General features: G+C 69.1%; 23 protein-coding genes and 1 tRNA gene. 13 read left to right on the forward strand and 11 right to left on the reverse strand.

The genetic code is table 11. The annotated features are described in order from the left end of the window. The first annotated feature begins 16 nt into the window (after positions 1-16). Entirely contained in the window at positions 17-1,786 is a 1,770-nt protein-coding gene (locus tag FOH10_RS06310) for an SDR family oxidoreductase (protein ID WP_143980012.1), read from the forward strand. Positions 1,787-2,258: 472 nt separating this feature from the next. Next, positions 2,259-2,585 (forward strand): hypothetical protein, encoded by a 327-nt coding sequence (locus tag FOH10_RS36035; RefSeq protein WP_186000956.1) that lies wholly within the window; start codon positions 2,259-2,261, stop codon positions 2,583-2,585. A 16-nt stretch (positions 2,586-2,601) separates the two neighbouring features. Here FOH10_RS36035 and FOH10_RS06320 read toward each other — a convergent pair whose 3' ends face one another. From FOH10_RS06320 to FOH10_RS06330, 3 genes are all read right to left on the reverse strand, one after another. After that, complete coding sequence (locus tag FOH10_RS06320) at positions 2,602-3,099, reverse strand: glycine-rich domain-containing protein (protein ID WP_244961707.1); 498 nt, start codon at positions 3,097-3,099, stop codon at positions 2,602-2,604. Between the two features lie 83 nt (positions 3,100-3,182). After that, positions 3,183-4,196, reverse strand: coding sequence for a TerC/Alx family metal homeostasis membrane protein (locus tag FOH10_RS06325; RefSeq protein ID WP_143980013.1), 1,014 nt, complete (start codon positions 4,194-4,196; stop codon positions 3,183-3,185). A gap of 173 nt (positions 4,197-4,369) precedes the next feature. Then, on the reverse strand, positions 4,370-4,798 hold the full coding sequence (locus FOH10_RS06330; protein WP_143980014.1) for a nitroreductase family deazaflavin-dependent oxidoreductase: 429 nt from the start codon (positions 4,796-4,798) through the stop codon (positions 4,370-4,372). Between the two features lie 105 nt (positions 4,799-4,903). Between FOH10_RS06330 and tnpB the strand changes: the two genes are divergently transcribed. After that, positions 4,904-6,409, forward strand: a complete 1,506-nt coding sequence (tnpB, locus tag FOH10_RS06335) for an IS607 family element RNA-guided endonuclease TnpB (protein WP_221937932.1) — start codon at positions 4,904-4,906, stop codon at positions 6,407-6,409. Positions 6,410-6,519: 110 nt separating this feature from the next. Then, positions 6,520-6,593: transfer RNA gene (locus FOH10_RS06340), tRNA-Ile, on the forward strand. A gap of 109 nt (positions 6,594-6,702) precedes the next feature. Here FOH10_RS06340 and FOH10_RS06345 read toward each other — a convergent pair. Then, positions 6,703-7,755 (reverse strand): AraC family transcriptional regulator, encoded by a 1,053-nt coding sequence (locus tag FOH10_RS06345; protein ID WP_143980015.1) that lies wholly within the window; start codon positions 7,753-7,755, stop codon positions 6,703-6,705. Between the two features lie 247 nt (positions 7,756-8,002). Here FOH10_RS06345 and FOH10_RS06350 point away from each other — a divergent pair, with 247 nt between their 5' ends. Next, a complete protein-coding gene (locus FOH10_RS06350) occupies positions 8,003-9,301 on the forward strand; it encodes an aldehyde dehydrogenase family protein (protein ID WP_143980016.1) in 1,299 nt (432 codons plus the stop codon). 96 nt (positions 9,302-9,397) lie between these two features. Next, positions 9,398-10,351, forward strand: coding sequence for an oxygenase MpaB family protein (locus FOH10_RS06355; RefSeq protein ID WP_143980017.1), 954 nt, complete (start codon positions 9,398-9,400; stop codon positions 10,349-10,351). On the opposite strand, the gene FOH10_RS06360 is transcribed toward FOH10_RS06355, so the two are convergent. Continuing rightward, positions 10,348-10,758, reverse strand: a complete 411-nt coding sequence (locus FOH10_RS06360) for a PaaI family thioesterase (RefSeq protein ID WP_143980018.1) — start codon at positions 10,756-10,758, stop codon at positions 10,348-10,350. The genes FOH10_RS06355 and FOH10_RS06360 overlap by 4 nt on opposite strands. Positions 10,759-11,027: 269 nt before the next feature. Between FOH10_RS06360 and FOH10_RS06365 the strand changes: the two genes are divergently transcribed. The 3 genes from FOH10_RS06365 to FOH10_RS06375 are packed head-to-tail and all read left to right on the forward strand — an operon-like array spanning position 11,028 to position 14,292. Further along, positions 11,028-12,242: a PP2C family protein-serine/threonine phosphatase gene (locus FOH10_RS06365; RefSeq protein WP_244962049.1), complete on the forward strand. Its 1,215-nt coding sequence runs from the start codon at positions 11,028-11,030 to the stop codon at positions 12,240-12,242. Continuing rightward, on the forward strand, positions 12,242-13,855 hold the full coding sequence (locus FOH10_RS06370) for a sensor histidine kinase (RefSeq protein ID WP_143980019.1): 1,614 nt from the start codon (positions 12,242-12,244) through the stop codon (positions 13,853-13,855). The genes FOH10_RS06365 and FOH10_RS06370 overlap by 1 nt, the downstream gene beginning before the upstream one ends. Then, a complete protein-coding gene (locus FOH10_RS06375; RefSeq protein WP_029932702.1) occupies positions 13,852-14,292 on the forward strand; it encodes a response regulator in 441 nt (146 codons plus the stop codon). Before FOH10_RS06370 ends, FOH10_RS06375 begins: the two co-directional genes overlap by 4 nt. Positions 14,293-14,310: 18 nt before the next feature. Here the strand turns inward: FOH10_RS06375 and FOH10_RS06380 are convergent, their stop codons facing one another. Continuing rightward, complete coding sequence (locus FOH10_RS06380) at positions 14,311-14,676, reverse strand: STAS domain-containing protein (protein ID WP_244961709.1); 366 nt, start codon at positions 14,674-14,676, stop codon at positions 14,311-14,313. A gap of 163 nt (positions 14,677-14,839) precedes the next feature. Here FOH10_RS06380 and FOH10_RS34705 point away from each other — a divergent pair, with 163 nt between their 5' ends. Next, complete coding sequence (locus FOH10_RS34705) at positions 14,840-15,301, forward strand: ATP-binding protein (RefSeq protein ID WP_186000738.1); 462 nt, start codon at positions 14,840-14,842, stop codon at positions 15,299-15,301. 3 nt (positions 15,302-15,304) lie between these two features. On the opposite strand, the gene FOH10_RS06390 is transcribed toward FOH10_RS34705, so the two are convergent. From FOH10_RS06390 to FOH10_RS06400, 3 genes are all read right to left on the reverse strand, one after another. Further along, positions 15,305-16,936 (reverse strand): flavin-containing monooxygenase, encoded by a 1,632-nt coding sequence (locus FOH10_RS06390; protein ID WP_244961710.1) that lies wholly within the window; start codon positions 16,934-16,936, stop codon positions 15,305-15,307. An 89-nt stretch (positions 16,937-17,025) separates the two neighbouring features. Continuing rightward, complete coding sequence (locus FOH10_RS06395) at positions 17,026-17,394, reverse strand: ArsR/SmtB family transcription factor (RefSeq protein ID WP_029932698.1); 369 nt, start codon at positions 17,392-17,394, stop codon at positions 17,026-17,028. A 4-nt stretch (positions 17,395-17,398) separates the two neighbouring features. Beyond that, on the reverse strand, positions 17,399-18,676 hold the full coding sequence (locus tag FOH10_RS06400; protein ID WP_280525741.1) for an MFS transporter: 1,278 nt from the start codon (positions 18,674-18,676) through the stop codon (positions 17,399-17,401). A gap of 131 nt (positions 18,677-18,807) precedes the next feature. Between FOH10_RS06400 and FOH10_RS06405 the strand changes: the two genes are divergently transcribed. Further along, positions 18,808-19,581, forward strand: coding sequence for a hypothetical protein (locus FOH10_RS06405; RefSeq protein ID WP_143980023.1), 774 nt, complete (start codon positions 18,808-18,810; stop codon positions 19,579-19,581). 223 nt (positions 19,582-19,804) lie between these two features. On the opposite strand, the gene FOH10_RS06410 is transcribed toward FOH10_RS06405, so the two are convergent. After that, a complete protein-coding gene (locus FOH10_RS06410; protein ID WP_244961712.1) occupies positions 19,805-21,433 on the reverse strand; it encodes a TerD family protein in 1,629 nt (542 codons plus the stop codon). A 181-nt stretch (positions 21,434-21,614) separates the two neighbouring features. Between FOH10_RS06410 and FOH10_RS06415 the strand changes: the two genes are divergently transcribed. Next, entirely contained in the window at positions 21,615-22,112 is a 498-nt protein-coding gene (locus FOH10_RS06415; protein WP_143980025.1) for a hypothetical protein, read from the forward strand. 9 nt (positions 22,113-22,121) lie between these two features. Here the strand turns inward: FOH10_RS06415 and pabB are convergent, their stop codons facing one another. Next, entirely contained in the window at positions 22,122-24,344 is a 2,223-nt protein-coding gene (pabB, locus tag FOH10_RS06420) for an aminodeoxychorismate synthase component I (RefSeq protein WP_143980026.1), read from the reverse strand. Positions 24,345-24,459: 115 nt separating this feature from the next. Here pabB and FOH10_RS06425 point away from each other — a divergent pair, with 115 nt between their 5' ends. Beyond that, on the forward strand, positions 24,460-25,524 hold the full coding sequence (locus FOH10_RS06425) for a phosphotransferase family protein (protein WP_143983892.1): 1,065 nt from the start codon (positions 24,460-24,462) through the stop codon (positions 25,522-25,524). Positions 25,525-25,528: the final 4 nt, after the last annotated feature.

Raw genomic sequence — 25,528 nt, forward strand, 5'->3', positions numbered from 1 at the left:
CCACCCCCAGGAGACGATCGTGACCGATCAACCGACCATCACCCCGGCGTCCCAGCGGCTGGTACGCAATGACGACTTCGACATCGCCGTCTACGAATACGGGGAGCCGTCGAACGAGACCGTACTGCTCGTGCACGGCTGGCCCGACGACAACCACCTGTGGGATCGCGTGGTGCCGCTGCTGGCCGACCGCTTCCACGTGGTCACCTACGACACCCGCGGCCACGGGCGTTCCACCCGCACCGACCGCACCGAGGACTACCGCCTGGAGCGGTTCGCGTCCGACTTCTTCGCCGTCGCCGACGCGGTGAGCCCGGACCGGCCCGTCCACGTCCTCGCCCACGACTGGGGTTCGGTCCAGGTGTGGGAGGCGGTGTGCGAGCCGCAGGCCGCCGCGCGCGTGGCCTCCTTCACCTCGGTGTCCGGCCCCAACCTCGATCACCTGGGCGCGTGGGTGCGCGGGGAACTCTCGCGCGGCAAGGTGTGGGGGCCGTTCACACAGCTGCTGTCCTCGCTCTACACCGGACTCTTCATGACCCCCGGGGTGCCGCGCGTGGTGCTCAAGCCGCTGGGGACCGAGAAGATGTGGTCACGCTTCGTCGGGCTGATGAACGAGACCTCACCCGCGAACATCACGCTCGGCCCCGAGTTCCGGCGCGACTTCTTCGACGGAATGCGCATCTACCGCGCGAACATCCCGCGCCGCCTGGCCGATCCGCGGGAGCGCCGCACCGAGGTGCCGGTGCAGTTGATCATCGCGCGCCGCGATGTGGCGGTGCGGCCCGCCGGTTACGACAACGAGCAGGACTGGGCCCCCACCCTGTTCCGGCGCGAGGTCGGCGGCGGGCACTGGCTGCCGTTCTCCCACCCCGAACTGTTGGCCACCGCCACCACCGAGATGATCGAATCACTGCGGACCGGGGAGGCCGTCCGTGGGCTGCGACGTGCCGAAGTCGGCAGGCAGCAGCGCGAATTCGAGGATCAGCTGCTGGTCATCACCGGCGGCGGCAGCGGCATCGGCCGGGAGACCGCGCTCGCGTTCGCGCGCAAGGGAGCCGAGGTGGTGCTCTCCGACATCAACCTCGACGCCGCCAAGGAGACCGCGGAACTCGTCGCGCGCGAAGGAGGTACGGCCCACGCCTACCAACTGGACGTAGCGGACGAGGCGGCCGTCGCCGAACACGCCGCCGCCGTGATCGCCGCGCATGGGGTGCCCGACATCCTGATCAACAATGCCGGGGTGGGCCAGGCCGGGGACTTCTTCGACACGCCCGCGGCGGAATTCGACCGGGTGCTGAACATCAACCTGCACGGCGTCGTCAACGGCTGCCGCGCCTTCGGCAAGGCCATGGCCGAGCGCGGACTCGGCGGACATATCGTCAACCTGTCCTCCATGGCCGCCTACACGCCGCAGCGCGGCTTCAGCGCCTACTCCACCAGCAAGTCGGCCGTCTTCATGTTCTCCGACTGCCTGCGCGCGGAGCTGGCGGGCAAGGGCATCGGCGTGCACACCATCTGCCCCGGCATCGTGCACACCAATATCGTTGCCACCACCCGCTTCTCGGGTGTCTCCGCCGAGGAGGAAGCCGCCAAGCAGCAGCGCTACGACAAGCTCTACGCGGCCCGGCGCTACGGCCCGGAGAAGGTCGCCGCCCAGATCGTCAAGGCCGTCGAGAAGGGACGTGCCGTGGTCCCGGTGACCCCCGAGGCGCACCTGCAATACCGCTTCAACCGGTTCGCCCCGGCCATCGCCCGCTTCTTCGCGGCGCGGGTCAAGCTGACCTAGCCGCGAAGCGCACGAACTCCCGGTGGGTGTCCGGGAGACGGCCGGTCCGCGTCTGCGGACCGGCCGTTGTCGTGCTGAGCCGAAAACAATAGCGGCACAGACGGTCACGCCTTAGCGTTCGGGCATGGACGTATTGATAGCGGCGCTGGTGCTGCTGGTGGCTGTGGGGCTGTTCATCGCGTGGCTCGGGCGGACCTCCGGGGCACTGCCGAAGCCGAGGCGACGCCGGAGTAGGTGGGAGGGAGGCGGTGCCGTCGGTGGGAAAGACGGCGGCTATATCGGCGGGTCCGAGAGTGATGGCGGCTCGGGTTGCGGCGGGGGAGGCGGAGGCGGAGGCGGTGAATAGCCGCCGTACCCGAAGCCCTCGCGGTTCAATCACCCCGAAAAATGGGTCTGCGCGGTGTCCGCCGGGACTGGTAGCGTTCTGCTATCCGGCAGGTGAAGATGTCGGCACTCGGGGGAGGGGATCGATATGGATCTGTTCATATTCTTGGTGGCAGTGCTCCTGGTGGGCTCGGTGATCGGGTTGTTCATCCGGTCCAGCAAGCGGAACTCGGAGGAGGCACGGCAGCAGCGGTACGGCCATGGGAGCGTGCGAGCGGGCAGGTATCGACGCTCGGACGGGTACGCGGGTGGCGGCTACGCGGGCGGCAGCTACACGGGTGGCGGCTACACGGGCGGCAGCTGGTACGGGGGCGGGAGCGGTTACGGCGGCAGCGATTGGGGTGGAGGCGATTCCGGGAGCAGCGGTAGCTCCGGCTGCGGCGGTGGCGGCGGTTGCGGTGGCGGCGGCAGCTGAATCGTCTGCCGCGCCGCTACCGCGAATCCAGCCGTAGCGATTCCTCGATCAGGGCGACGCGCTCCGTGGGAATACCCCACGGCCGCGCGACGCCCACTCGAGAATCCAGATCCCACAGCACGCAGCTCTCACCGGGCCGGGCGACCATCGACCAGGCCACCACTGTCCGGCCGAGCTGCTCCGCCATGGGGTCGACGACCGCGCCCCGGGAGCCCTCGCCCTCCGGAAAGTGGTGCAGGAACCGCCCGTACGCGGTGTCGCAGAAGCGCTGATAGCGCAGCGTGCACAGAATGAAGCCGTGCCACGCCTCGTCCACGGCATGGGACGGCATGCCGATCACCTGATCGTCCCGCAGCGCCGCGCCGCAGCACCGCAGCCACTGCCGCAAACCGGTCTCCACCAGCTCACGCGGCTGCCACGGACAGGTCTTGAAGATCGCGTCCGGCAACTCCAGTGCGTCCACCGCGCTGTTGATCCGGTCGATTCGAGGGCGATTGCCGAGTCTACGCAACACGATTCACCGTACGACGGCGCGGCGACGGGGCACCACACGGGAATTCCCGGGGCGGGCGTGGGCCGTCCCGCACCCGGCTCTCGTCAACCGGCCAGCTCGGCCTTGTCGCCCGCGCGGTCGCGAGTGGCGTAGAGGCTGGTGAGCGTCACCGTCGTCAGCACCGCCACGATCACGCCCAGCGACGCCAGGGTCGGGATGGTCGGCACGCCGCTCCAGATGTCGTGCGCCCAGTGCAGCACCAGCTTCACGCCGATGAAGGCGAGAATGATCGCCAGACCGTAGACCAGGTGCACCAGGCGTGTCAGCGCCGCGTGTAACACGAAATACAGTGCGCGCAAACCGAGCAGCGCGAACGCGTTGGTGGCGAACACCAGGTACGGGTCACCCGTGACGCCGTAGACGGCGGGCACCGAGTCCACCGCGAACACCAGATCGGTGGCCATGACGGCGGCGACCACCAGCGCCAGCGGGGTCAGGGCGCGCTTGCCGTGCTCCACGACGGTCAGCCGGGTGCCGCGGTAGCCGTCGGTCACCGGCATGAACCGGCGCATCAGCCGAACCGACTTCATGGAGTTCACGTCGATCTCGGTCTCGCCGCCGCCGATGGCGTCGAGGATCAGTTTGATCGCGGTGACCAGCAGGATCAGCCCGAACAGCAGGAATGCCCAGTCCAGTGTGGCCAGCGCCGCCGCGCCCAGCGCGATGAAGATGCCGCGCAGTACCAGCGCACCCGCGATGCCGAACAACAGCACCCGCTGCGCCAGCGCCGCCGGGACGGCGAACGCCGTCAACAGCAGCATGAAGACGAACAGGTTGTCGACCGACAGCGATTTCTCGAGCAGATAGCCGGTGAAGAATTCCACGCCCGGCGTGGAACCCCTACTCGCCCACAGGTATACGCCGAAGGCCACGGGCAGGGCGATGTAGAAGATGGTCCATCCCATCGCCTCCCGCATGGACACCTCGTGCGGTCGCCGCGTCAGTACGAAATCGAGCACCAGCAGGCCGAGTACGCCGACAATGGTCAACGCCCACAAACCGGGCGTACCAACGGATTCGACACTCGTGGCGGCGGCGAGCACAGAGACATTGGACACAGAGACTCCTCGGACATGGATAACCAGCCGAGGTCTCCTTCACCCGCGAGAGCCGCGGGTGATCATCCGGGGATCGCGACGGCGCGATCCGTACTGACCGGAGTGATGCTTGGGAAGTACTCCCCTCGCGGCCGAGGATAGCCGCCCCATAGCCTCGTGTCCAATTTGTCCGATCAGCGGGGGCTGAGTACCACCACCGCGATCGGCCGCGACGTCTGCTTCTGATACGCCGTGTACCTCCCCTTGTTGACCTCGTCCACCAGCGCCCACCGCCGCGCGTACTCCGGATCCTCCGGATACGTGGCCCGCGCCGTCACCGGAATCCGCGTGGTCCCCACCTGAATCTCACAGTCCCCCTTGGCCTTCACATTCGCCAACCACCCCGGCGGCCGCGGCGACCCACCATTCGACGCGGTCACCAGATAATCCTTCCCATCCCGCGCATAGGTCAACGCATTCGTCCGCTCCATCCCCGTCTTCCGCCCCACCGTCCGCAGCAGCAACGTGGGGTTGCCGAACAACAGCCGATGCCCCACCACCCCACCACTCTTCTCGTAGAGCCACTGATGGGCCCGCAACACCCTCGTGAACATGCTCGCCATCATTCCTCCTGGTCAGTCGCTTCTCGGGCAGAGTTCGAAACCCACCGGGCGCTGTTGAACGAACGCGTAAACTGCGCCACGTTCTCAATCTAGGGGTGATCGGGGGTGAAGGTGTATCAGCCGCGACCGGGCCGGGTGGTCCAGGCGTATCGGTTCGCACTCGACCCGAACGCCGGCCAGCAGGCGGCGCTGCGGTCGCACTGTGGTGCGGCACGCGCGTCCTACAACTGGGCTGTTCGCTGGATAACGGCCTCGTGGTCGCAACGTTCGGCCGAGCTGTCGTACGGGATCGCGGAACCCCAGCTGACCCCGTGGCGGTCATGGTCGGTGCCTTCGCTGAGGAAAGCGTTCAACCTGGTCAAACGTGAGGATCCTCGATTCTCTTCCTGGTGGGCGGAGAACTCGAAGGAGGCATACAACACCGGGTTCGCGAACGCGGCCGCCGCGTTCGACAGCTACGTGAAGTCCAAGCGCGTCGAGAGCCGTCGGTCGGGTATCCCTCGGCTGAAGTCGAAGCATCACGCACCGATGGCTTGTCGATTCACCACGGGCGCGATTCGGGTCGACACCGACCGCAGGCATGTCACGCTGCCTCGGCTGGGGACCGTTCGAACCCACGAGTCGACTCGAAAATTGCAGCGCCGCATAGCCAATGGCACCGCACGGATCATGTCCGCGACGGTCCGGTACGAGCGGGGCCGTTGGTGGGTCGCGTTCCAGGTCGAAGTCGAGCGTGAACCACGCGTCGCCGAGCGGGCCGACGCGATCGTGGGTGTGGATCTAGGGGTCAGGAACCTGGCTGTGCTGGCCGACTCGCGCGGTCGTGTCCGCGTCGTACCCAACCCGCGTCACTACGACACCGCGCTGGTGCGCCTCAGGAAGTTGTCTCGCAGGGTGTCACGCCGCCGCGGTCCCGATCGTCGCAGGGGCGTTGAGCCGTCGAACCGATGGCGGAAGGCGAACGCCGAACGGAACCGTGTCCATCATCGCGTGGCGAATGCGCGCGCCGATGCCCTGCACAAGCTCACCACATCGATCCGCGCGGAGTACGGCACCGTGATCGTGGAGGATCTGCATGTCACCGGCATGCTGCGCAATCGCCGTCTGGCTCGCCGGATCGCGGATGCGGGATTCGGTCGGATCCGACATCAGCTCACCTACAAGGGTGAATGGTGTGGCGGCCGTACGGTCGTGGCCGACCGTTGGTACCCGTCTTCGAAGACCTGCTCGACCTGCGGCGCGGTGAAAGCCAAACTGCGCCCGGGTTGTCGAGTATTCACGTGCGAGTGTGGCCTCGTCATGGATCGTGACGAGAATGCCGCTCGCAACCTCGCCGCCCTCGCGGCGGCGCACAGTACGACCGGTACCGGAGTGGCCGGAGACCGGGGAGCGCCAGCTCCGAAGCCTCGTGGAGTCGACCGGAAGACCCGCAACGGCCGCCTCGGCACCCCAGCCGAGCGGTCACGGGCAGGTGACGCAATCCGCAGCAGCGGACAGAAACGAGAGACCGTCATCAGGACACCGCCCGCCCCGTCGGACAGCGGTGACACCGTTACGGACCTTCCCCGGTCGAAAGGCTGGAATGCCGATATCCACAAAGGGAATCGGTAACGGCGGTAGCTCAGTCGGTTGCTACTGGATCGACCAGGTCGAGCGCGGAATCGCTCCACCTGGTGTTGGGTTTGGCGGTTGCGGACGCGCTTGCTAATGTGCCGAAGCACGCCCCTGTAGCTCAATGGGTTAGAGCTGCGGACTCATAATCCGTCGGTTGCCGGTTCGAGCCCGGCCGGGGGCACTTCGGATCGCGGTATCCACCGGGCCGGACCAGCTTTTCTCGGGTGGTTCCGAGGGCTGGTCCTCGGGCTCGATGTGGAGGTTCGCCAGGCCAGGCGGAGGCTGAGTGATCAGGCGCCCACCCGGACCGTCGCTCGGCCGCGGTTGATGCGGGCGAAGTGGCCGGGGGACTGGCCTTTCCAGGAGCGGAAGGCTGAGCCGAAGGCTGAGACGCTGGAGTAGCCGAGGCGGTCGGCTACCTGCTCCACCGTGAGGCCGGCTACGAGGAGTTCCTCGGCGAGCATGCCGACGGTCTCGTTGCTCAGTTCGCGGAAGGTGGTGCCCTCGTCGGCGAGGCGGCGGCGCAGGGTGCGGACGCTGATGTCGAGGTCGGCGGCGATGTGGGTCTGGTCGGCGACGCCGCCGCGGCGGATGAGCAGTTTGCGGACCTGGCCGCTGACGCCGACGCGGCTGCGGCGGCGTTCCATGAGATCGGCGCACTGCTGCTCGTAGTAGCGGGCGGTGGCGGTATTCGCTTGGGGGAGAGGCATGTCCAGGGTGTTGGCCGGAATGACCAGGTAGCTGGTGTCGGCGTCGAAGCGGATGTCGTCCACGCCGAAAATGGCCCCGAACATCTCGTAGATGGGATGCGGGGCGACGGTGACCTCCACGCGTACGACGGGGAGTTTGGTGGACAGCAGGTCCTGCTGCACCGTCGCGACGGCGGCCAGATCCCGCTCCAGCGCGAAGGTGCGGATATCGGATGGCAGCGCCTGGTCGTCGCGCAGCACCCAGAACTCGTCGCCGATCCGGCGGGTGGACAGCCGGGCGGCGGTGAAGGACAGGTCGGCGTAGCGGGTGGCGATATCCACCGCGTGCCCGAAAGTCGGACAGGTCATGAGCGCGAAGCCCAGCACGCCCATACTCGGCGGATGGCACAGCAGTCCGGCCAGCAAACCCTGACCGGGTTCGTCACCCACGCCGCGCACCACATTGCGCATGAGTGCGACCTCCTGACCGAGGGTGATCTCGGCAGTGGGTTCGTTCAGATCGCTCTCCCGGATGCCGGTATCGCGCAGCACCTCGGGCAGACCGAGCCCCCGGGTGCTCGCGAAGTCCGCCAACAGGGCCGCACCGACGATGGAGCGCAATCGAGTAGGTTGGTCCGCCCTGTCCGTGTCCATGGTGAAATCGTCTCAGAATCCGCCCTGCCGGTGGTTCGGATTCGGTGACGATTCGGTCGCCGGTGCGGCCGATATTCGCCGGTTCCTGGCCCATTGTGTGCTGTTCGGGCGTACCCGGCGAACGTACGGTGACTTTATGCCGCACCGCGAGCGGCGGTCATCCGCCCCGGTAGTCGCCCAGTGTGCCCCCGACTCACCCGATCGCGGTGCGGCACTTCCATTCCCGATTCGTCTGAAGTGAGCTGGAATGCCGCATACGAAAACCGTCCGGGAATCTTCGATCACCGTATATTCCCCGGATGATGGCCGACCGGTCGGAACTGTTTGGGTGGATTCGCCCGAGCAGGTGAACACCGCGGTGAATCGCCTCCGGGCCGCCCAGATTCCCTGGCGTGCAATGGGTGTCATCGGGCGCCTGCACTGGCTGACGCAATTCCGCGAATGGCTACTGGACAGTGACGACGCCATCACCGATCTGCTGGCGAGCGAAACCGGAAAGTCGGTGTCGGCGGCGCGGCGGGAATTCGACCTGGCCGTCGAGGCCATCGACTACCACCGCAGCCACGGCGCGGAATTCCTTGGCGTACAACGCCCCCGGGCGCACAGCATGCCGACGCTGGGGGTGCACCTGTCGATCTCCTACCGCCGCTGCGCGGTGGTGGGGGTGATCGCGCCCTGGACCTATCCGCTGGCGCTCAGCCTCTTCGACGCCGTTCCGGCGCTGCTGTCGGGCTGCGCGGTGATCGTCAAACCGTCGAGTGTGACGCCGTTGACCGTCAACGAGGTGGTGTCGGGTTGGGCGCGCGTCGGCGCACCGGCGGTGCTCACCGCCGCGCTCGGTCCGGAGGCCGGACCCGCCGTCCTCGACACCGTCGACCACGTGCACTTCACCGGCTCGGCCGATACCGGCAAGGTGGTGGCGCTGCGGGCCGCGAGCCGGCTGATTCCGTGCCGGCTCGGGCTGGGCGGCAAATCCACGGCGATCGTGCTCGCCGACGCCGATCTCGATCGCGCCGCCGCGGCGGTGGCCCTGGGCGGTCTCGCCGAATGCGGGCAGGGGTATCACAGCATCGAGCGCGTCTTCGTCGAATCCGCGGTCTACGAGGCGTTTCTGGACAAACTCGGCACCGAGGTGGCGGCCTTCGGGGCCGAGGATCCCGAGGACACCGACCCCTATGTCATGACCTCCGCGGCCCACGTCCGATTCGTGGCCGGTCAGGTCGAGGACGCGGTGACGAAGGGTGCGTCGGTGCGCATCGGCGGGGCGGGGACGGGCAATCGTTTCGAGCCGACGGTCCTCGCCGACGCCGATCCGGCCATGGCGGTGATGGCGCAGCAGACGCTCGGACCGGTGCTGCCGGTGATGCGGGTCGCCGATGTGGAGGAGGCGATTGAGCGCACCGCGCTGCCCTGGTGCGGGCCGAGCGTGAGCGTCTGGACCACCGACGACGCGACCGGCGGCTACGTCCGGGCGCGCCTGACGGCTCCCGAGGTGACCGTGAACGATGTGTCGATACATCTGACGCCACCGGGTTTCGCCAGGTAGCGGCGGGTCTGGCGGCTGCTTCGACGAAAATGCTACGCTCGTGTATAAATTTGGTCGGCTGGTTTTCGGCAGCGAAGTTGTGCAAAGGAGCACGCGATGACCACACAGACCGAGCGTCCGCAGTTCAACGCGCCCACCCGCAAGATCCGGGAGGTCGACTACGGCTTCTTCGGACCCGATTCACCCACCTGGAAGGTGTGGACCGCGCCGACCGCGGTGCTGGGATTCCAGCGTTCGGTCACGCTCGAGCATTTCGATCCGGATCTGACCGCCGCGGTCGCGGACGTCGGCGGCATCTACAGCGATCCGCGCGGCCGGCTCGACCACACCTTCGCCTACTTCCTCATCGCGGCGGTGGGCGACAGCCGCATGGCCGTCGAATCCGCCGATCACCTCATGAAGGTGCACGCCAAGGCGACCGGTATCGAGCCCATCACCGGAAAGCGCTACAGCGCCAACAATCCCGACTCGCAGCTGTGGATCCACGTCACCGGCTGGCATTCGGTGCTCAAGTGCTACGAGCAGTACGGACCCGGACCGCTGTCGCCCGCCGAGGAGCGGCGGTACTGGGCCGAATGCGCCGTCGCCGCCGAACTGCAAACCTGCAAACCGGCGGACGTACCGCGCTCGCGAGCGGAGGTGCGCGACTACTTCGCGGCCGTCAAACCGCGCCTGTGCAGCTCCGACCGCGCCCACCGCGCCATGCACTACCTGCTGCACACCCCGTTCGACCGCGGTTTCCGGCTCGGTTTCGGCAGCCGCCTCATCGCCCCGGCCGTCATCGCCACACTCCCGAGGTGGATGCGGGAAACCGGCGGCTTCGACCATCCGCGCCTGGTGGACGCGGGTATCCGCCCCGCCGCCCGACTCGCCGTGGCGGCGGTCAGCGGCGACCGGGCCAAACTGGCCGTGCTGCGCTCGGCCATCGGCCCGATGACCGCGCGGCTGTACCGCGAGCACCTCGAGGCGGACGTCCCGGCGAACCCGACCGTGGTCACCCCCGCCGCGGCGCGCGAGCGCTACGGTCTGCACGGCCGCCGCAGCGCCTAGCGCACGGCCTGGGTCTGGGTGACCTTGGCGACGAGATCGCCCGCGTCGTCGTGGATCTCGGTCTCGACCACGATGAAGGCGCGACCGGCGTGCAGGGGGCGCGCGGTGGCGGTGGCGTAGCCGGAGCGGACGGCGCGCAGGAAATTCGTCTTGGACTCGACCGTGGTCGTACCGGCCTTGCCCTCGGGGAGATTCAGATACGCGCAGACGGCCCCGGTCGAGTCGGCCAGGGCCATCAGCACGCCGCCGTGCAGCACACCGCCCAGGGTGCACAGGGATTCGTCCCAGGCCAGACGGCTGCGCACCAGATCGGGGCGACTGTCGAGCACCTCCACGCCCAGGCGTTCGGTGAACGGCATGGACCGGTGGAAGAGGGCGGTGCCGGCGGTGTCGATCGTTGCGGTCATGACCTCGAGCCTGCCGGACGCGGGTACGCGGGTCGATTACCTTCGAGGTAATGCCGCCGCGCCGGTGCTCACCTGCGTCGCTGCCGTGAATCTGCTGGATCGGCTACGATTCGAGGGCCGTTCGGTCCAGAAACCGGCCGTGGCGTCGATGACGCATGCCCACCCTGCCCGCAGGGGTCGATCGGAGGCAATGATCTTGTTCCGCCGCACCACCGGACGCCGCACCACCCGGCGCGCTCGCCCCTGCCCCATACCCGTCGGCGGTGCCCGTGCGGCGTGAGCCCTTCGAAAGCCTGGTCGCCGACCGGGTGTGGCCCCAGCCCCGGGTGCTCCTGATCGAGGACGACCCCGCCGACGCCCTTCTGGTGGAGGAGTTGGTCACCGAGGGCGCGCCCGGATGCACCCTGCGGTGGGTGCGCTCGCTGGCCGAGGCGGATCCGGAATTGCGTGCGGGCACGGCCAACTGCGTGCTGCTCGACCTGCACCTGCCCGACGCCCACGGTCTGGAGGCGCTGTCGCGGGTACGCGGCCGCACCGATGTGGCGGTGGTGGTGCTCACCGGGCTCGACGAGGAGCACACCGGTCTGGCCGCCGTCGCCGCCGGGGCGCAGGACTATCTCGTCAAGGGCCGGGTCGAACCCGAATTGTTCGGGCGCGCGGTGCGATACGCGATTCAGCGCAAACAGACCGAGCACACCAGCGCCGCCCTCCAGGCCAGTCAGATGCGGGCGCAGGAGAACGCCCGCCTGGAACGCGGACTGCTGCCCACCCCGCTGCTGCCCGCGCGCAGTGCCGTGACCGCCGTCCCGCGCTACCGGCCCGGTCGGGCGCACGCACTGCTCGGCGGTGATTTCTACGATGTGGTCGCCGATGCCGACGGCATCGTGCACGCGGTGATCGGCGATGTCTCCGGCCACGGCCCGGACGCGGCCGCCGCCGGGGTGGCGCTGCGCTTGGCTTGGCGCACCTTGATTCTCAGCGGCGTCACCGGCACGCGACAGCTGCGGCTGCTGGAACAGGTGCTGCTGGCCGAACGCACCGCGCCGTCCACCTTCGCCACCGCCACCAGCCTGGAACTGCGTCCCGACGACGGCACCGTGCGGGTGCTGCGCGCGGGCCATCCCGGCATGCTGCTGCGCTGCGGCGACGAGGTCTCCTGGCTGGAGACGCCCGGTGGTCCGGCGCTCGGCTTCCTGCCTGGTCGGGCCGACTGGCCGGAACACACGGTGCCCCTGCCCGCCGACTGCGGTCTCGCCCTGCTCACCGACGGCCTGTTCGAAGGCTGCGTGAACGAGCACGGCGACCGGCTCGGCGAGGACGGCCTGCTCGACCTGGCCCGCCGCATCCGCGCCGACAGCCCCGACGCCTTCCTGGACGCGCTGATCGGCCAGGTCGAGTTGCTGGCCGCCGCATCGGGCGGACTCGACGACGATGTGGCCATGCTGTATCTGCATTGGGCCGACGACAGGGAGAACCGCGACTGATGGCATCCGAGCGACCCTCCGGACCGGTGGGGAAGCTGACGGCACAGGCATGGCTGCACGTGGTCCTGGCGAGTCTGCTGTTCGTGGTGGCACTGGCGGCGCTGGCCGTCGCCCAGGTGGTCGCCGAGACCACGGAGGTGACCGACCGGCTGGTGGCGAGCGCACTGCCCGCGCAGAACGAGGCCATTCGCCTACAGAACGCGCTCATCAGCCAGGAGACCGGTATCCGCGGCTACGCCATCACCGGCGATCCACGCTTCCTCCAGCCCTACTACGACGGCAGATTGGAGGAAGGCCGAGCGGCACAGCGGCTTCGGGAGCTGGTGGGCGATCGGCCGGTGGCGATCGCGGATCTGGCCGCCGTCGAACAGGCCGCGGCGGGCTGGCGCGGCTCCTACGCCGAACCGCTGGTCTCGGCGGGCTCCGCAGAGGCGGTCCGCGATCTGGGGGATGTCACGGCCGCGCAGGGCAAGGACATCTTCGACCAGCTTCGCGACCGCTTCACCACCCAGGAGGAGCATCTGAACGAGATGGCGGCGACCGATTCCGCGGCGCTGGCGCGGACCCGGACCGTGCGCAACGCGATCCTCGGCGTCATGATCGGGGTCTGCCTGCTGACCGGCATCGCCATGATCGTCCTGGTCCGGCGGCTGATCGTGCGGCCCATGCGGGAACTCACCGAATCGTCGCAACGGGTGGCGGGCGGCGACTTCGCCCACCGCATCGACGCCCGCGGCCCGGCCGACGTGGCGGCGGTGGCGACGGCGGTCGACGATATGCGCCGCCGCATCCTCGCCGAACTGGAGTCCTCCCGGGAACAGCAGGCCCGGGTGGAGGAGCAGCGCGCGTTCCTGGACAGCCAGACCCTGGAACTGCGCCGCTCCAATGCCGAACTCGAGCAGTTCGCCTACGTCGCCTCCCACGACCTGCAGGAACCGCTGCGCAAGGTCGCCTCGTTCTGTCAGCTGATCGAGAAGCGCTACGGCAGCGAACTGGACGAGCGCGGCAAGCAGTACATCCACTACGCGGTGGACGGGGCCAAGCGCATGCAGGTGCTGATCAACGACCTGCTGGCCTTCTCCCGCGTGGGTCGGGTGATCACCAGCACCGAACCCATCGGACTGGACGATCCGCTCGACCGCGCGCTGGCCAACCTGTCCACTGCCATCGAGGAGAGCGGGGCGCGCGTCGTCCGCCCGGACCGGCTGCCCGAGCTGGTCGGTGAACCCGTGCTGCTGACCATGCTGTGGCAGAACCTGATCGGGAACGCCATCAAGTTCCGTGCCGCCGATCGCGCACCGGTCGTCGAGATCACCTGCGTGGCGGATGCGGACGGTGGCTGGTCGTTCACGGTGACCGACAACGGCATCGGCATCGAGCCGGAGTTCGCCGACAAGGTGTTCGTCATCTTCCAGCGGTTGCATCCGCGCGGTGAATACGGCGGTACCGGAATCGGTTTGGCCATCTGCAAGAAAATCGTCGAGTACCACGGTGGTCGCATCGGGATCGACACCGACTACACCGGTGGCACCCGGTTCCGTTTCACGCTGGTCGCGGCGGTCGAATCCACCGTCGACCGGCCGATCACCGCCGAAGAAGGAGTATCGCCATGAACGAGGTCGTCCGTCCGATCGATATCCTGCTGGTGGAGGACGATCCCGCCGACGAGCTGATGACGCGAGAGGCGTTCGAGGACAACAAGATCGGCAACACCATGCACGTCGCGCGGGACGGGCAGGAGGCGCTGGACTTCCTCTACCGTCAGGGCGAGCACGCCGACGCCCCGCGCCCCGACCTCATCCTGCTCGACCTCAACCTGCCCAGATACGACGGGCGGGAAGTCCTCGGCAAGGTCAAGACCGATCCCGAGCTGGCGCACATTCCGGTGGTCGTGCTGACCACCTCGGCGGCGGAGGAGGACATCCTGCGCAGCTATCAGCTGCACGCCAACGCCTACGTGACCAAACCGGTGGATCTGGACCAGTTCATGGCCGCGATCAAGCAGATCGACGAATTCTTCGTCCAGGTGGTCCGGCTGCCCCGGCACTGACCGGCCGGGGCGGCCCGATCACACCGAGAGATCGAGCTCCCCGGCGGCGAGGGCCTCGTCCAGGGTGTCGAACAGCGCCACCACCTCGTCCAGCCCCGTCACGTCGATGGGGCGGCGCACCTGCGGGCTGGCGGCCACACGCAGCCGGGCCGGTTTGGCCGCCTCGGCCGCCACCAGCAGGGCGCTCAGCCCCACCGAGCCCATGAAACCGACCCCCGACATGTCCAGCACCGGCACGCGCCCGGTGGCCAGGGTCTCCTCGAGCACCGATTGCAGCTCGGGGACCGAGGCGATGTCGATCTCACCGTTCGCGGTCACCACGAGCGTGCCATCGTGCTCGTGGACCGCCACGGACAGTGTTCGGGACGTCCCGCTCTCGGTCACCGTCGAGTCCTTTCTCCAGGGCTGCCCAGGTACTGCGCGGGCGGCCGGTTCCTGGCCGCGCGCCATTGCGTGCGTACCCATCCGCCGTGTGTTCAATCCTCCCACAACGGGTCGAATAGCCGTGAGTTGCACGGGTATTGCTACCAAGGAGCGACTAGGACAGATGGTGCGACTCGCCGGCAACGGCGGAACAGGAGGCGGCGTGTCGATGATGATCCAGCGACCGCGGCAAGCGCAACCATCGACGCCCCTGCGCGTCCGGCTGCCCGCCGAGCCCCGCAACCTGGTGATGGTGCGCCGGGCGCTGCGCGACTGGCTGCCGAGCACGGGGATGGCGTCGGAACGGGTGGACGATGTGGTGCTGGCGGTGACCGAGGTGTGCTCCAACGCCATCGAACACGGCTATCGGGACCGTCCGGGCACCGTGCATGTCGAGGGCTGGGCGACCCGGTCCGCGGTGCACCTCGTGGTGACCGACCACGGCCGGTGGAGACCACCGCGACCGGATCCGGGCGAGGTGCGCGGCCGCGGCCTGCGACTGGTCCGGGCTCTGGTTCCGGAGGTCCGGCTGGAGACCGGCAGCACGGGGACGTCGGTGGAACTTCGGCTGCCGTTGTCCGGCTGACCGCTAGCGGCTCAGCGCGAAGCCCGGGTAGCCGTGCTCGCGCTCGGTGTCACAGCGGCGGCGATAGTTGCCGAAGCCGCCGATGTAGGGCATGAACACCCGCTTCTTACCATCCACATTGGCACCGATGTACCAGGAATTGGCGCGCACGAACAGGGTGCCCTCCGCCACCTCGGTGAGGTGGGCGGTCCACTCCGCGGCGGCTTCCGGGCGGGCTTCCACCCGGGTGACACCGGTGGCGCGGCAGTGGTCGATGAGCGCGAGCACCCAGTCCAGTTGCTGTTCGGAGTGCAGCGCCATATTCGCCATCACCGACGGGGTTCCGACGCTGTTGACGCTGAACATGTTGGGAAAGCCCGGAATTCCGAAGCCGAGATAGGTGGTCGGGCCGTCGGCGAAGGCGTCGTGCAGCCGAATCCCGTTCGCGCCCCGTGGATTCACCCGCAGCAGCGCGCCGGTCATGGCGTCGAACCCGGTGGCGTAGACGATAGCGTCGAACTCCAGGAACCGGTCGCCGGTGCGGATGCCGGTGGCGGTGATCTCCTCGATGGGCTCGCGGCGCAGATTCACCAGGTCGACGTGCGGCTCGTTGAACATCTCGTAGTAGCCGACGTCGGTGCAGATGCGCTTGGTGCCGATGGGGTGGTCGGTGGGAATGAGATCGGCGGCGACGGCGGCGTCGGCGACCTTGGCGCGAATCTTGGCCTCGGCGAACTCCCGCACGATGTCATTGGCGGCCAGATCGCTGTTCTGGTCCGGGAAGACCTTGTTGAACAGCACGCCGCCCTCGTTCCAGCGCTGTTCCATGGCGGCCAGGCGTTCGGGTTCGCTCAGCTCGAGGGCCTTGGTCTGGATACCGGTGTGCGGGGTGGCGGCCGGGGCGTAGTAGGACTTCGCGCGGCGTTCGGCGTAACTCGCACGGATGCCGCGCTGTTCGTCCTCGGTCCACGGCCGGTTGGGCATGGGCACGCTGTAGTTCGGCGAGCGCTGGAAGACGGTGAGGGCGGCGGCCTCGCGCGCCAGCAGCGGCGAGACCTGGATGCCGGAGGAGCCGGTGCCGATCACGGCGACCCGCTTGCCGGTGAGGTCCGCGCCCGTCTCCGGCCAGCGGGCGGTGAACAGCTCGACGCCCCGAAAGGTGTCGGCCCCCGGGATATTCGGGCGGATGGGTTCGGACAGGCAGCCGGTGGCGAAGATGACGAAGCGGGCGGTGACGGTGTCGCCGCTTTCGGTGCGCACCGTCCAGGTGGCGGTGGGCTCGTCGAATTCCGCGGCGGTGACGCGGGTGCCGAACCGGTAGTGCCGTCGCAGGTCGTAGCGTTCGGCCACATGTCGCAGGTAGGCGTGGATCTCCGGCTGCGCCGCGAAACGCTCGGTCCACGTCCAGGTCTGCTGCAATTCCGGATCGAAGGAGTACGAGTAGTCCACGCTCTCCACATCGCAGCGTGCGCCCGGATAGCGGTTCCAATACCAGGTGCCGCCCACATCGTCGCCCGCCTCGATGCCGAGCACGGTCAGACCCGCCCGCACCGCATGGTGGACCCCGTAGAGCCCCGCGAACCCCGCCCCGACGATCACCACGTCGTACCGGCCGTCCGCCTCGCTGTTGGAGTGCATGCTCGCCCTCTCGCCCATTCGTCTCGAGTATTTCGAATAGGCATATGGTCGAGCGGGTGAGCGCGGCGCCGCGACCCTTCGTCCCACTGATCAGGAGCGCGGACCCGCTACTCGTGCGGCGGTTCGCCGGTCACCACGTGGTCGGCGTGGTTGAGCCCCTCGCGCACCAGTCGCGCCAGATGCCCGTCCCGCAGCCGGTAGATGATCCGCCGCCCCTCGCGGCGGGTGTCCACCATGCCGCTGAAGCGCAGTTTGGCCAGATGTTGGCTGACCGCGGTGCGATTGGCCCCGACCGCCTCGGTCAGCGCCGTCACATCGGCCTCGGACGCGGCCAGAATCCACAGGATGTGCAGCCGGGTGGGATCGGAGAGCATGCGGAAGGTCGAGGTCGCGGCATCGAGGCGGGCCTGGTCCGGGGCGATCGGATGGCTGAGGCTGGCAGCGGATTCCGCGGCCGGAATACCTTTGCGCGCCATCAGTTCACCTTCCTACCGAGACCGGCCCTCCCGTGCCCGCCGGTGCGGACACCGGCCACAACCGGGCGGCCGCCATAGCCGCAAGTGTAGCGATCGCCGCCAGTACGGCCGCCGCCACGAACAGCCCGCCGGCCGGATCCGCCCAGGCCGTGCCCGGTCGACCCGGGATCAACCGGGCGGTGAGCGTACCCGCCCACCCCGCGATGGGGTAGGTGAGCAGGAACGCCGCGTGCGACAGTGAGAACTGAGCGGTGAACACGGCCGTCCGGTCACCGGGTGAGGATCCTGCCCGCAGCAGCCGGGCTGCCGGTGTATTCACCAGGGAAGTGCCCGCCCCCAGCGCCATCCAGGTGCAGGCCAGCAGCGGCCAGTCGAACAACGGTGTCAGCGCGGCCGCGGCGGTCGATCCGGCGGCGAGCAACCGCGTCCCCGTGAGCATGAGCCGCCGGTCACCGAGTGCCGCCAGCAGGCGGGGCGTGGCCAGGGCCACCGTCAGGGAGCCGAATCCGAAGCAGCCCAAGGCCACCGCCACCCCGGTCGCCGTGCCGTGCAGCAGTTCCCGCACGTACACGACGGTGTTCACCACCACCAGCGCCGTCGCGGCCGCCACCGCGAGATTCATGACCAGCAGGGCGCGCAGCGCGGGCAGGGCCAGCATGGCCCGTGCGCCCGCGGTGATGCGGCGCGGCAGCGACTCTGCCGTCGGCACCGGGGTGAGCCGGGGGAGCGCGGTGCCTACCACCATGGCGGCCGATACCGCGAAACCCGCTGCCGTGCCGAGGAACAGCAGGTGGTAGCCCAGCACGGTCAGCAGGGCGGCGGCCAGCGCCGGACTCAGCAGCGACTCCAGGTCATAGGCCGCCCGGGACAGCGACAGGGCGCGCGTGTACTGCCGCTCCTCGACCAGGATCGCGGGGATCACGGCCTGGAAGGCGGGCGTGAAGGTCGCCGAGGCGGCCTGCAGGACGAAGATCAGCGCGTAGATCTGCCACACCTGCGTCACGAACGGCAGCAGCACCGCGACCGCGGCCCGCACGGCATCCGCCGAGAGCAACAGCAGCTTGCGCGGCACCCGTTCGGCCACGGCCGAGAACACCGGGGCCACAAAGACATACGCCACCATTTTGATGGCCAGCGCGGTGCCGAGCACCGCGCCGGCCCGACTGCCCGCGATGTCGTAGGCCAGCAGGCCGAGGGCGACCGTGAGCAGGCCGGTACCGATCAGCGCCACCACCTGCGCGGTGAACAGCCGGCGGAATCGCCGGTGCCGCAGAACCTCCATCACGCCGCCCACTATAAGCCAATAAGTGCGCAGTTGTGCACATGATGTCATGTTGTGCCGGGCAGTGCTGCCGCCGCGCGGGTCGGGGCGATATCGCTCGGTGCGACGGTGGGACGCCCTATCCTCGCCGTATGGGGAGGATCTCCGCGGTCGGCTACCTGATCGCCCTGACCGCCTCCGTCCTCGCGGGCTGCGCCGAATCCGATACGGCCCAACCGGTCTCGGAGCGCTCGGGGGTCGCCGAGGTGCGGCAGCCGCGGACGGTCTCCCGTGCGCCCGAACCCGACGGGCCGCCCGCGTGCGGCGATCTCGGCGTGCCCGCCGACTCGCCGGACTGCCGCCTGCGCTCCCGCGATCCGGTGGGCCTCGCCTTCACGGTCCGGCGGACCACCGTGGACGGGCGGACCGACGCGACCATCGAGGTCACCGGGCCCGACGGCGCCGCCACGCAGACACTCGCCGAGCGCGATATCCGGCATCCCTCCGATCCGAGCCTGCGCGATCTCGACGGTGACGGACGTGAGGAGCTGATCGTCCCGCTCCACCTCGCCACGCCGAATACCCGCTACGCCGTCTATCACGCGTCGGGAGCGGCCACCGAACTGCGGCGGGCCGGTGAACTCACCGGCGTCGCCATCGACACCACCGCCGACGGCTATGTGGCGTCCACCGCCCGCGACGCCCAGCTGAGCTGGGCGGTCGGGTTCTGGCGCTTCGCGGACGACGTGTTGACCCCCGTCGTCACCGCCCGGGTGCGCCTGGACACCGACGGCACCCGCATCACCGACAGCACGTGCACCGTGGTGGACGCGGGCGGATTGTCGGACACCGAGCTGCCCTCGCTGGTGGAGGCACGGGAACGGTTCTGTACCGAACCGGTGGTACTACGTATTCTCCGGGGCTGAATATCCGGGCTGGATTCGGTAATTCCCCGGATGTGACCTCATCCGCGCGTGGATGAGGATGGACATCACAACAGAACAGGCTTCCTCGGCATACCGCCGACGTGGCCGCCGGAATCGGAGGACCACCGCCTCGCCAATGACGTCGAGGCCAGCGCAATGGGGCGCGACCGTCTAACGATCCAACCGGTTGGTTACGGGCGGTTGCCGGGACCGCCGAGCACAACTAGATACGAGCGCCCTTGGAGCGATTGCAGGCGCGGCACAGGATCTGCAGATTCGCCGCGCTGGTCGCCCCACCCCGGCTGAGCGGGATGATGTGGTCGAACTCCAGATAGTGGCTGTCGCCGCACTCCACGCACTTGCCGCCGTCGCGCTGCCACACCTCCGCCTTGACCTCCTGGGGAATGCTGCGGGTATCGCGCTGCCCTGGGGTGAGGGCGAGGCGCTTGGCCACCCGCAGCGCGCCCTCCAGGCTGGCGGCCGTGTAGTCCGGATCGGCCACGTCGAAGGTCGCGCCGCCGCGTGCCGAGGTCGCGGCCAGCACCACGCGACCGTTCTCCGAGATCACCGAGACCACGCGCGCCCAGGGCATTTCGATGCCGGTGTCGATGCCGACGAAGCGCAGCTTCTTATTGCTGCAGATCAGCCTGCCCTCGCTGTGCTTGGGTCCGCGCGACAGCTGGCGGATGTGGATGGCGGGCACATCCAGGTGCACCTTCTCCTCCGGATCGAGGTGCAGGCCCACCGCCCGCACCACCGGCAGGTCCCCGGCCCGCAGCCGGGACAGCGTATGCCCGCGCTGCATGCGCCGCCGCAGATCCTCGATGAGCGGACCGGTCAGGGCCAGTTCGCCGACCGCCGCGTCGAAGGCGTCGCGTTCGGCCTGCTCGATGACCCCGTCGGCGAAGGCGAACGCCACCAGGCGTTCCACATGGTCGTGCCCGACGGGCCGCAACCGTTCCAGCCCCAGCGCCTGATCGATGCGCTGATAGCGCAGCGCCGTCCACAGCGCCTCCCAGTCGGCACCGTGTGTCCCGGTCGTCCGCAGTACCCGCGCGGCTCGCTGCACCCAGCCCTCGAGATACTCCTCGATCCGGTCCGAGCACTCCCGGCACGGGGCGGGCCGCCCGAACAACCGCCAGCGCCGCGCCCGCCCGCACCGCGGGCAGTGCCGCGCGTCGGTGGACGGCACCGGTCGCACGGAACTGGTCCACTGCGCCGCGTCCCACCAGCGCAGCCGTGCGGGGTCCTCCGGATCCACGTGCCAGTCCGCCCGCTCCGGATGCGGCGGTGGCAGCAGCAGCGGTGGAATCTCCCGGGATTCCCGCTCCAACGACAATCCCGGCCGCATCCGCCGCTCCCACGGCGCGGAGCCCCCCGCCCGCGTTCCCGCCATCTCGTGGTCGGCATCCGTGCGCTCCGGGGCTTCCTCGTCGTCGACCTCGACGCCGAATTCGGTGACGATGCCCGCCAGCCCGCTGGCCCAGCCCTGCGCGATGGCGCGGAAACGCCACTGCCCGTCGCGGCGGTAGAACTCGCCGAACATCATGGCCCGCACCGATTCCGCGGCGTCGATCTCGAACCAGGCCACCGGGCGGCTGTGATCGAACACGGTCAGGACGAGACCCGGGATCTCGGTGAAGGAGTCGGCGTCCACCGAGCCGGTGAGGACGATGCGTGTGACGTCGGATTCGGTGCGCGGGAGGGAGATCGACAGGCGCGCGGTGCCGGGGGCGGGCGCCTGGTCCAGGGTGACCGCCTGGGATATGTGGCGGGGCGCGTTGAAGAAGACGAAGTCCCGGTCGGAGCGCACCCGGCCGCCGTCGGCGAGTAACAGGGCGTGCGCGTCCACCTCGTGTTCCGACTGCCACGAAAGGACAACGGTCAGAAGCGATGTCGGCACCGGCGCATGGCCACCCCTGATCAGTTTCATCGTGATCGAACTATGCCATGTCGCTCCGACACACCACCCGGCCGAATAGAACCGGGCGGTCTTACATGTACTTTCGCCGCCGCTCCGGCACAGTGGAGGTATGACCACTCCGAAGGGCCCCGGCAGCAACCCGAAGGGGTCCGGCCGCAAGGGCCAGCAGCGCGCCGCCAGCCCCGGCGACCTCATCGCCGTCGCCCAGTCCGCGGTGGAAGCGGCCCAGCACGCCGCGGGCCAAGTCCTCGACGCCGCCCAGCTCACCGCCGGTACCGCCTTCGACACCGCGGTGCGCCTGCCACCGGCCTCCGTGCAACTGGCCGCCCAGCTCCCCGACCTCATCGAGAACCTCGCCACCGCCATCGACCGGCTCAATGCCACCATCGACCGTCTCGACCGGACGCTGGCACTGGCCGATCCGGCCTTCGCCGCCTACGACCGCCTGCTCCCGCGGCTGGAGGCCATGATCGCGTTCGGCGAGGACGTGTTCACCCGACTGTCCCGACTCCCCGGTGTATCCCTGTTGGGTCGCTTCACCGTTCCCCGCGAGGACGCCGAGCCCGCCCCGCCCGAACCGACATCGCGCCGCGATCGCCGGAAGTAGCCGCCGCCCTCAAGCCGAGGGCAGGGGTGCGCGCGGTGCGACGCCGATACCCGGCAGGGCGCGCAGCGCGGCGGCGGCCTTCCAGACCATCTCGTGGTACTCGGCCTCGGGATCGGAGTCCAGGACGACGGCCCCGCCCGCGCCCACCCGCCAGCGGCCGTGCTGGCGCACCGCGGTGCGGATGACGATATTCAGATCGGCGGTGCCGCCCAGACCGAGGAAGCCGATGGTGCCGGAGTAGACACCGCGGGCCTCGGTCTCGAGGCCGTCGATGATCTCCATGGTGCGCAGCTTCGGGGCCCCGGTCATGGACCCGCCGGGAAAGCAGGCGCGGACGCAGTCGATCACGTCGTGGTCGGCGCGCAGGGTGCCGCGAACGGTCGAAACCAGCTGGTGCAGGGTGGTATACGTCTCGACCGCCATCAGCTTGGGCACGTGCACGGTGCCGATCTCGCACACCCGGCCCAGATCGTTGCGCAGTAGATCCACGATCATGAGGTTCTCCGCGCGGGTCTTCGGGCTGCTGGCCAGTTCCGCCGCCAGCTGTTCGTCCTCGGCGGCGGTGAGGCCGCGCGGCGCGGTGCCCTTGATGGGCTTGGACTCCACCGTGCGCGTGCGGTCGATCTTGAGGAAGCGCTCGGGGGAGGAGCAGGCCACCTCCAGTCCCGGGAAGCGCAGGAAGGCCGCGTACGGGGCGGGATTGCTGCGGCGCAGGGTGCGGTAGACGTCGAGCCCGTCGGAATCGGCGGGGAGATAGGCGCTGTCGGTTATGCAGATCTCGTACGACTCGCCCGCGCGCAACTGCTCCCGGCAGGCCGCGACATCGGCGAGGTACCGCTCCCGCCCCCGGGTCAGCAGCGGCGCGACCGTCCGCTCCTCCGCGACCAGGTCCAGGGCGGGCGGGTTGTCCCAGGTGGGCAGCGCGGCTACGACGGCGCGCGTGGCGGTGAGCCAATCCCGCGCGGCCCGAACCGATTCCGCGCCCGGCTCGGCCAGCGCCAGCAGGTGGGTGCGGCCCGCCTCGTGGTCGACGACGATCAGCCGGTCGGCGAACACCCACTGTGCGTCCGGGGCGGGCGCGCGGTGCGCCGCGGCCGCACCGCAGTCCGCCTTCATCTCGTAGCCGAGGTACCCCACGTAGCCGCCGACGAAATCGAAAGGCACCGGCGGGAATTCGATGTGGCGACGACGTAGCTCCCGGGACAGATAGTCCAGCACCCCGCCCGCGACCTGTCGTCGGCCGCCCGCCGACTCCACCTCCACGCTGCCCGAACCGACCCGGTAGCGCACCACCTCGGCCAGCGGTCCCGAGGCGTCCCCGAGGAAGGAGAACCGGTCCAACCCGGGCTCCACATGTTCGCTGTCGAGCCAGAACGCCGTCTCCGAATTCCGGTACAGCCGCAGGAATACCGCCTCGGCGTCCAAGGCCCGCTCGATGGTCGTGTGCTCGACCCGGTACTCGACGGTCGCCGCGTGCGTCTCCGGCAGGCGCTGTGCGGCACGGTTTTCCAGGGACGCGACGTCGTGGCCTTCCGATGCGGTCCCCGCGCGCGGGCCGAAAGCAGCGCCGTGTCCGCCGAGTCGACGACCGGAGCCGGACCGCGCCGGGGCAGGGCTCGCGACCCCGCTCCGGCCGGGTGCCCGGGCACCGGCCGTCTCCGTCAGCCGCGCGAAGTTCCGCAGCAGCGCGCGCCCGTATTCACTCGCGACGGACTCCGGGTGGAACTGCACCCCCCACTGCGGGCGGCCGCGATGCCGCACCCCCATGATCACCCCGTCCGGCGTGGTCGCCGTGACCTCCAGGGCCTCCGGCAGCGGCCGCGCCGCGCACAGCGAGTGGTACCGCACTGCCGTGAAGTCCTGCGGTACACCCGCGAACAGATCCCGCCCGTCGTGGGTGACGCGATCGGGATAACCGTGCCGGGGTTCGGGAGCCCTCGTCACCACCCCGCCCGCCGCGAGCACGATGCCCTGGTGGCCCAGGCAAACACCCAGCAGCGGTAGCTCGCCGCGGGCGATGAGCGCCGTCGAGACGCCGACATCGCGCGGCACATCCGGTCGGCCCGGTCCGGGGGAGATGACGATGTTGTCGAAGGCTTCCAGTTCCAGCTCGGCCGGATCGTCGACCTCGTCATTGCGCACGACCACGGGTTCGACCCCGTTCACCTCACTGATCAGCTGATACAGGTTGTAGGTGAACGAGTCGTAGTTGTCGATCAGGAGCGTGCGCATTTGCCTGGCAGACTACGCCGCCCGGTATCGAACACCGCACTTCGACCTGCGTGAACATGGCCACCGCCACTTCTGCTGGCATATGCCTTCAGTTGTGCTGGACGGCTGCGGCACAATGTGGGGCATGTCTGAAGTGCAGCCGGTCGCAGTGGATCGAGATGTCGTCGACTTCGCGATCATCGGGAAGTGGATGGATGAGCAGGGCTTGCCCGGCGGGGAATTCGAGGATGTGCGACCGCTTGGCGGCGGCACCCAGAACATCATGCTGCGCTTCCGCCGCGGCGGCCGCGACTATGTGCTGCGGCGCGGTCCCAAGCATCTGCGAGCGGCCAGCAATTCCGTCATCAATCGCGAATCGCGCATTCTCGGCGCGCTCGACGGCACCGGTATCCGCGCCCCCCGGGTGATCGCCGCCTGCCCCGACGACTCGGTGCTCGGTGCGTCCTTCTATCTCATGGAGCCGGTCGTCGGCTTCAACCCGCAGAACGAACTGCCCGAGCTGCACGCGGGTGATCCCGAGGTGCGGCGGCAGATGGGTCTGTCGGCGGTGGAGGCCATCGCCCGCCTCGGCTCCCTCGACCACGAGGCGCTCGGGCTGAGCGACTACGGCAAGCCGGAGGGCTTCCTGGAACGTCAGGTGCCGCGCTGGCTGAAGGAGCTCGACTCCTACAGCGCCAATGCGGGCTACCCGGGGCCGGAGATCCCGGGCGTGGAGCGCGTCGGGGACTGGCTCGACCGCAACCGTCCCGCCCGGTGGCGGCCCGGCATCCTGCACGGCGACTGCCACCTCGCCAATATGATGTTCTCCTTCGACGGCCCCGAGGTGGTGGCCATGGTCGACTGGGAGATGTCCACCATCGGCGACCCGCTGCTGGACCTGGGCTGGCAGATCGCCACCCGCCCCGAACCCGGCACCACGGGCGCGGCCCTGGTCGGCAGCCTGGGCGCGGTCGGCGGCCTCCCCACGCCGGAGGAGATGACCGCCCACTACGGCCGGTTCTCCGACCGCGATCTGAGCGATGTCACCTGGTACACGGTGCTGGCCTGCTTCAAGCTCGGCATCGTGCTGGAGGGCACCCACGCCCGCGCCTTCGCCGGGAAGGCGCCCAAGCAGGTCGGCGATTTCCTGCACGCCATCACCCTGGAGCTGTTCGAGAAGGCGCACCGGCTGATGGAGTGAGCCG

The sequence above is a fragment of the Nocardia otitidiscaviarum genome, assembly GCF_007362295.1.
GTDB lineage: Bacteria > Actinomycetota > Actinomycetes > Mycobacteriales > Mycobacteriaceae > Nocardia > Nocardia otitidiscaviarum.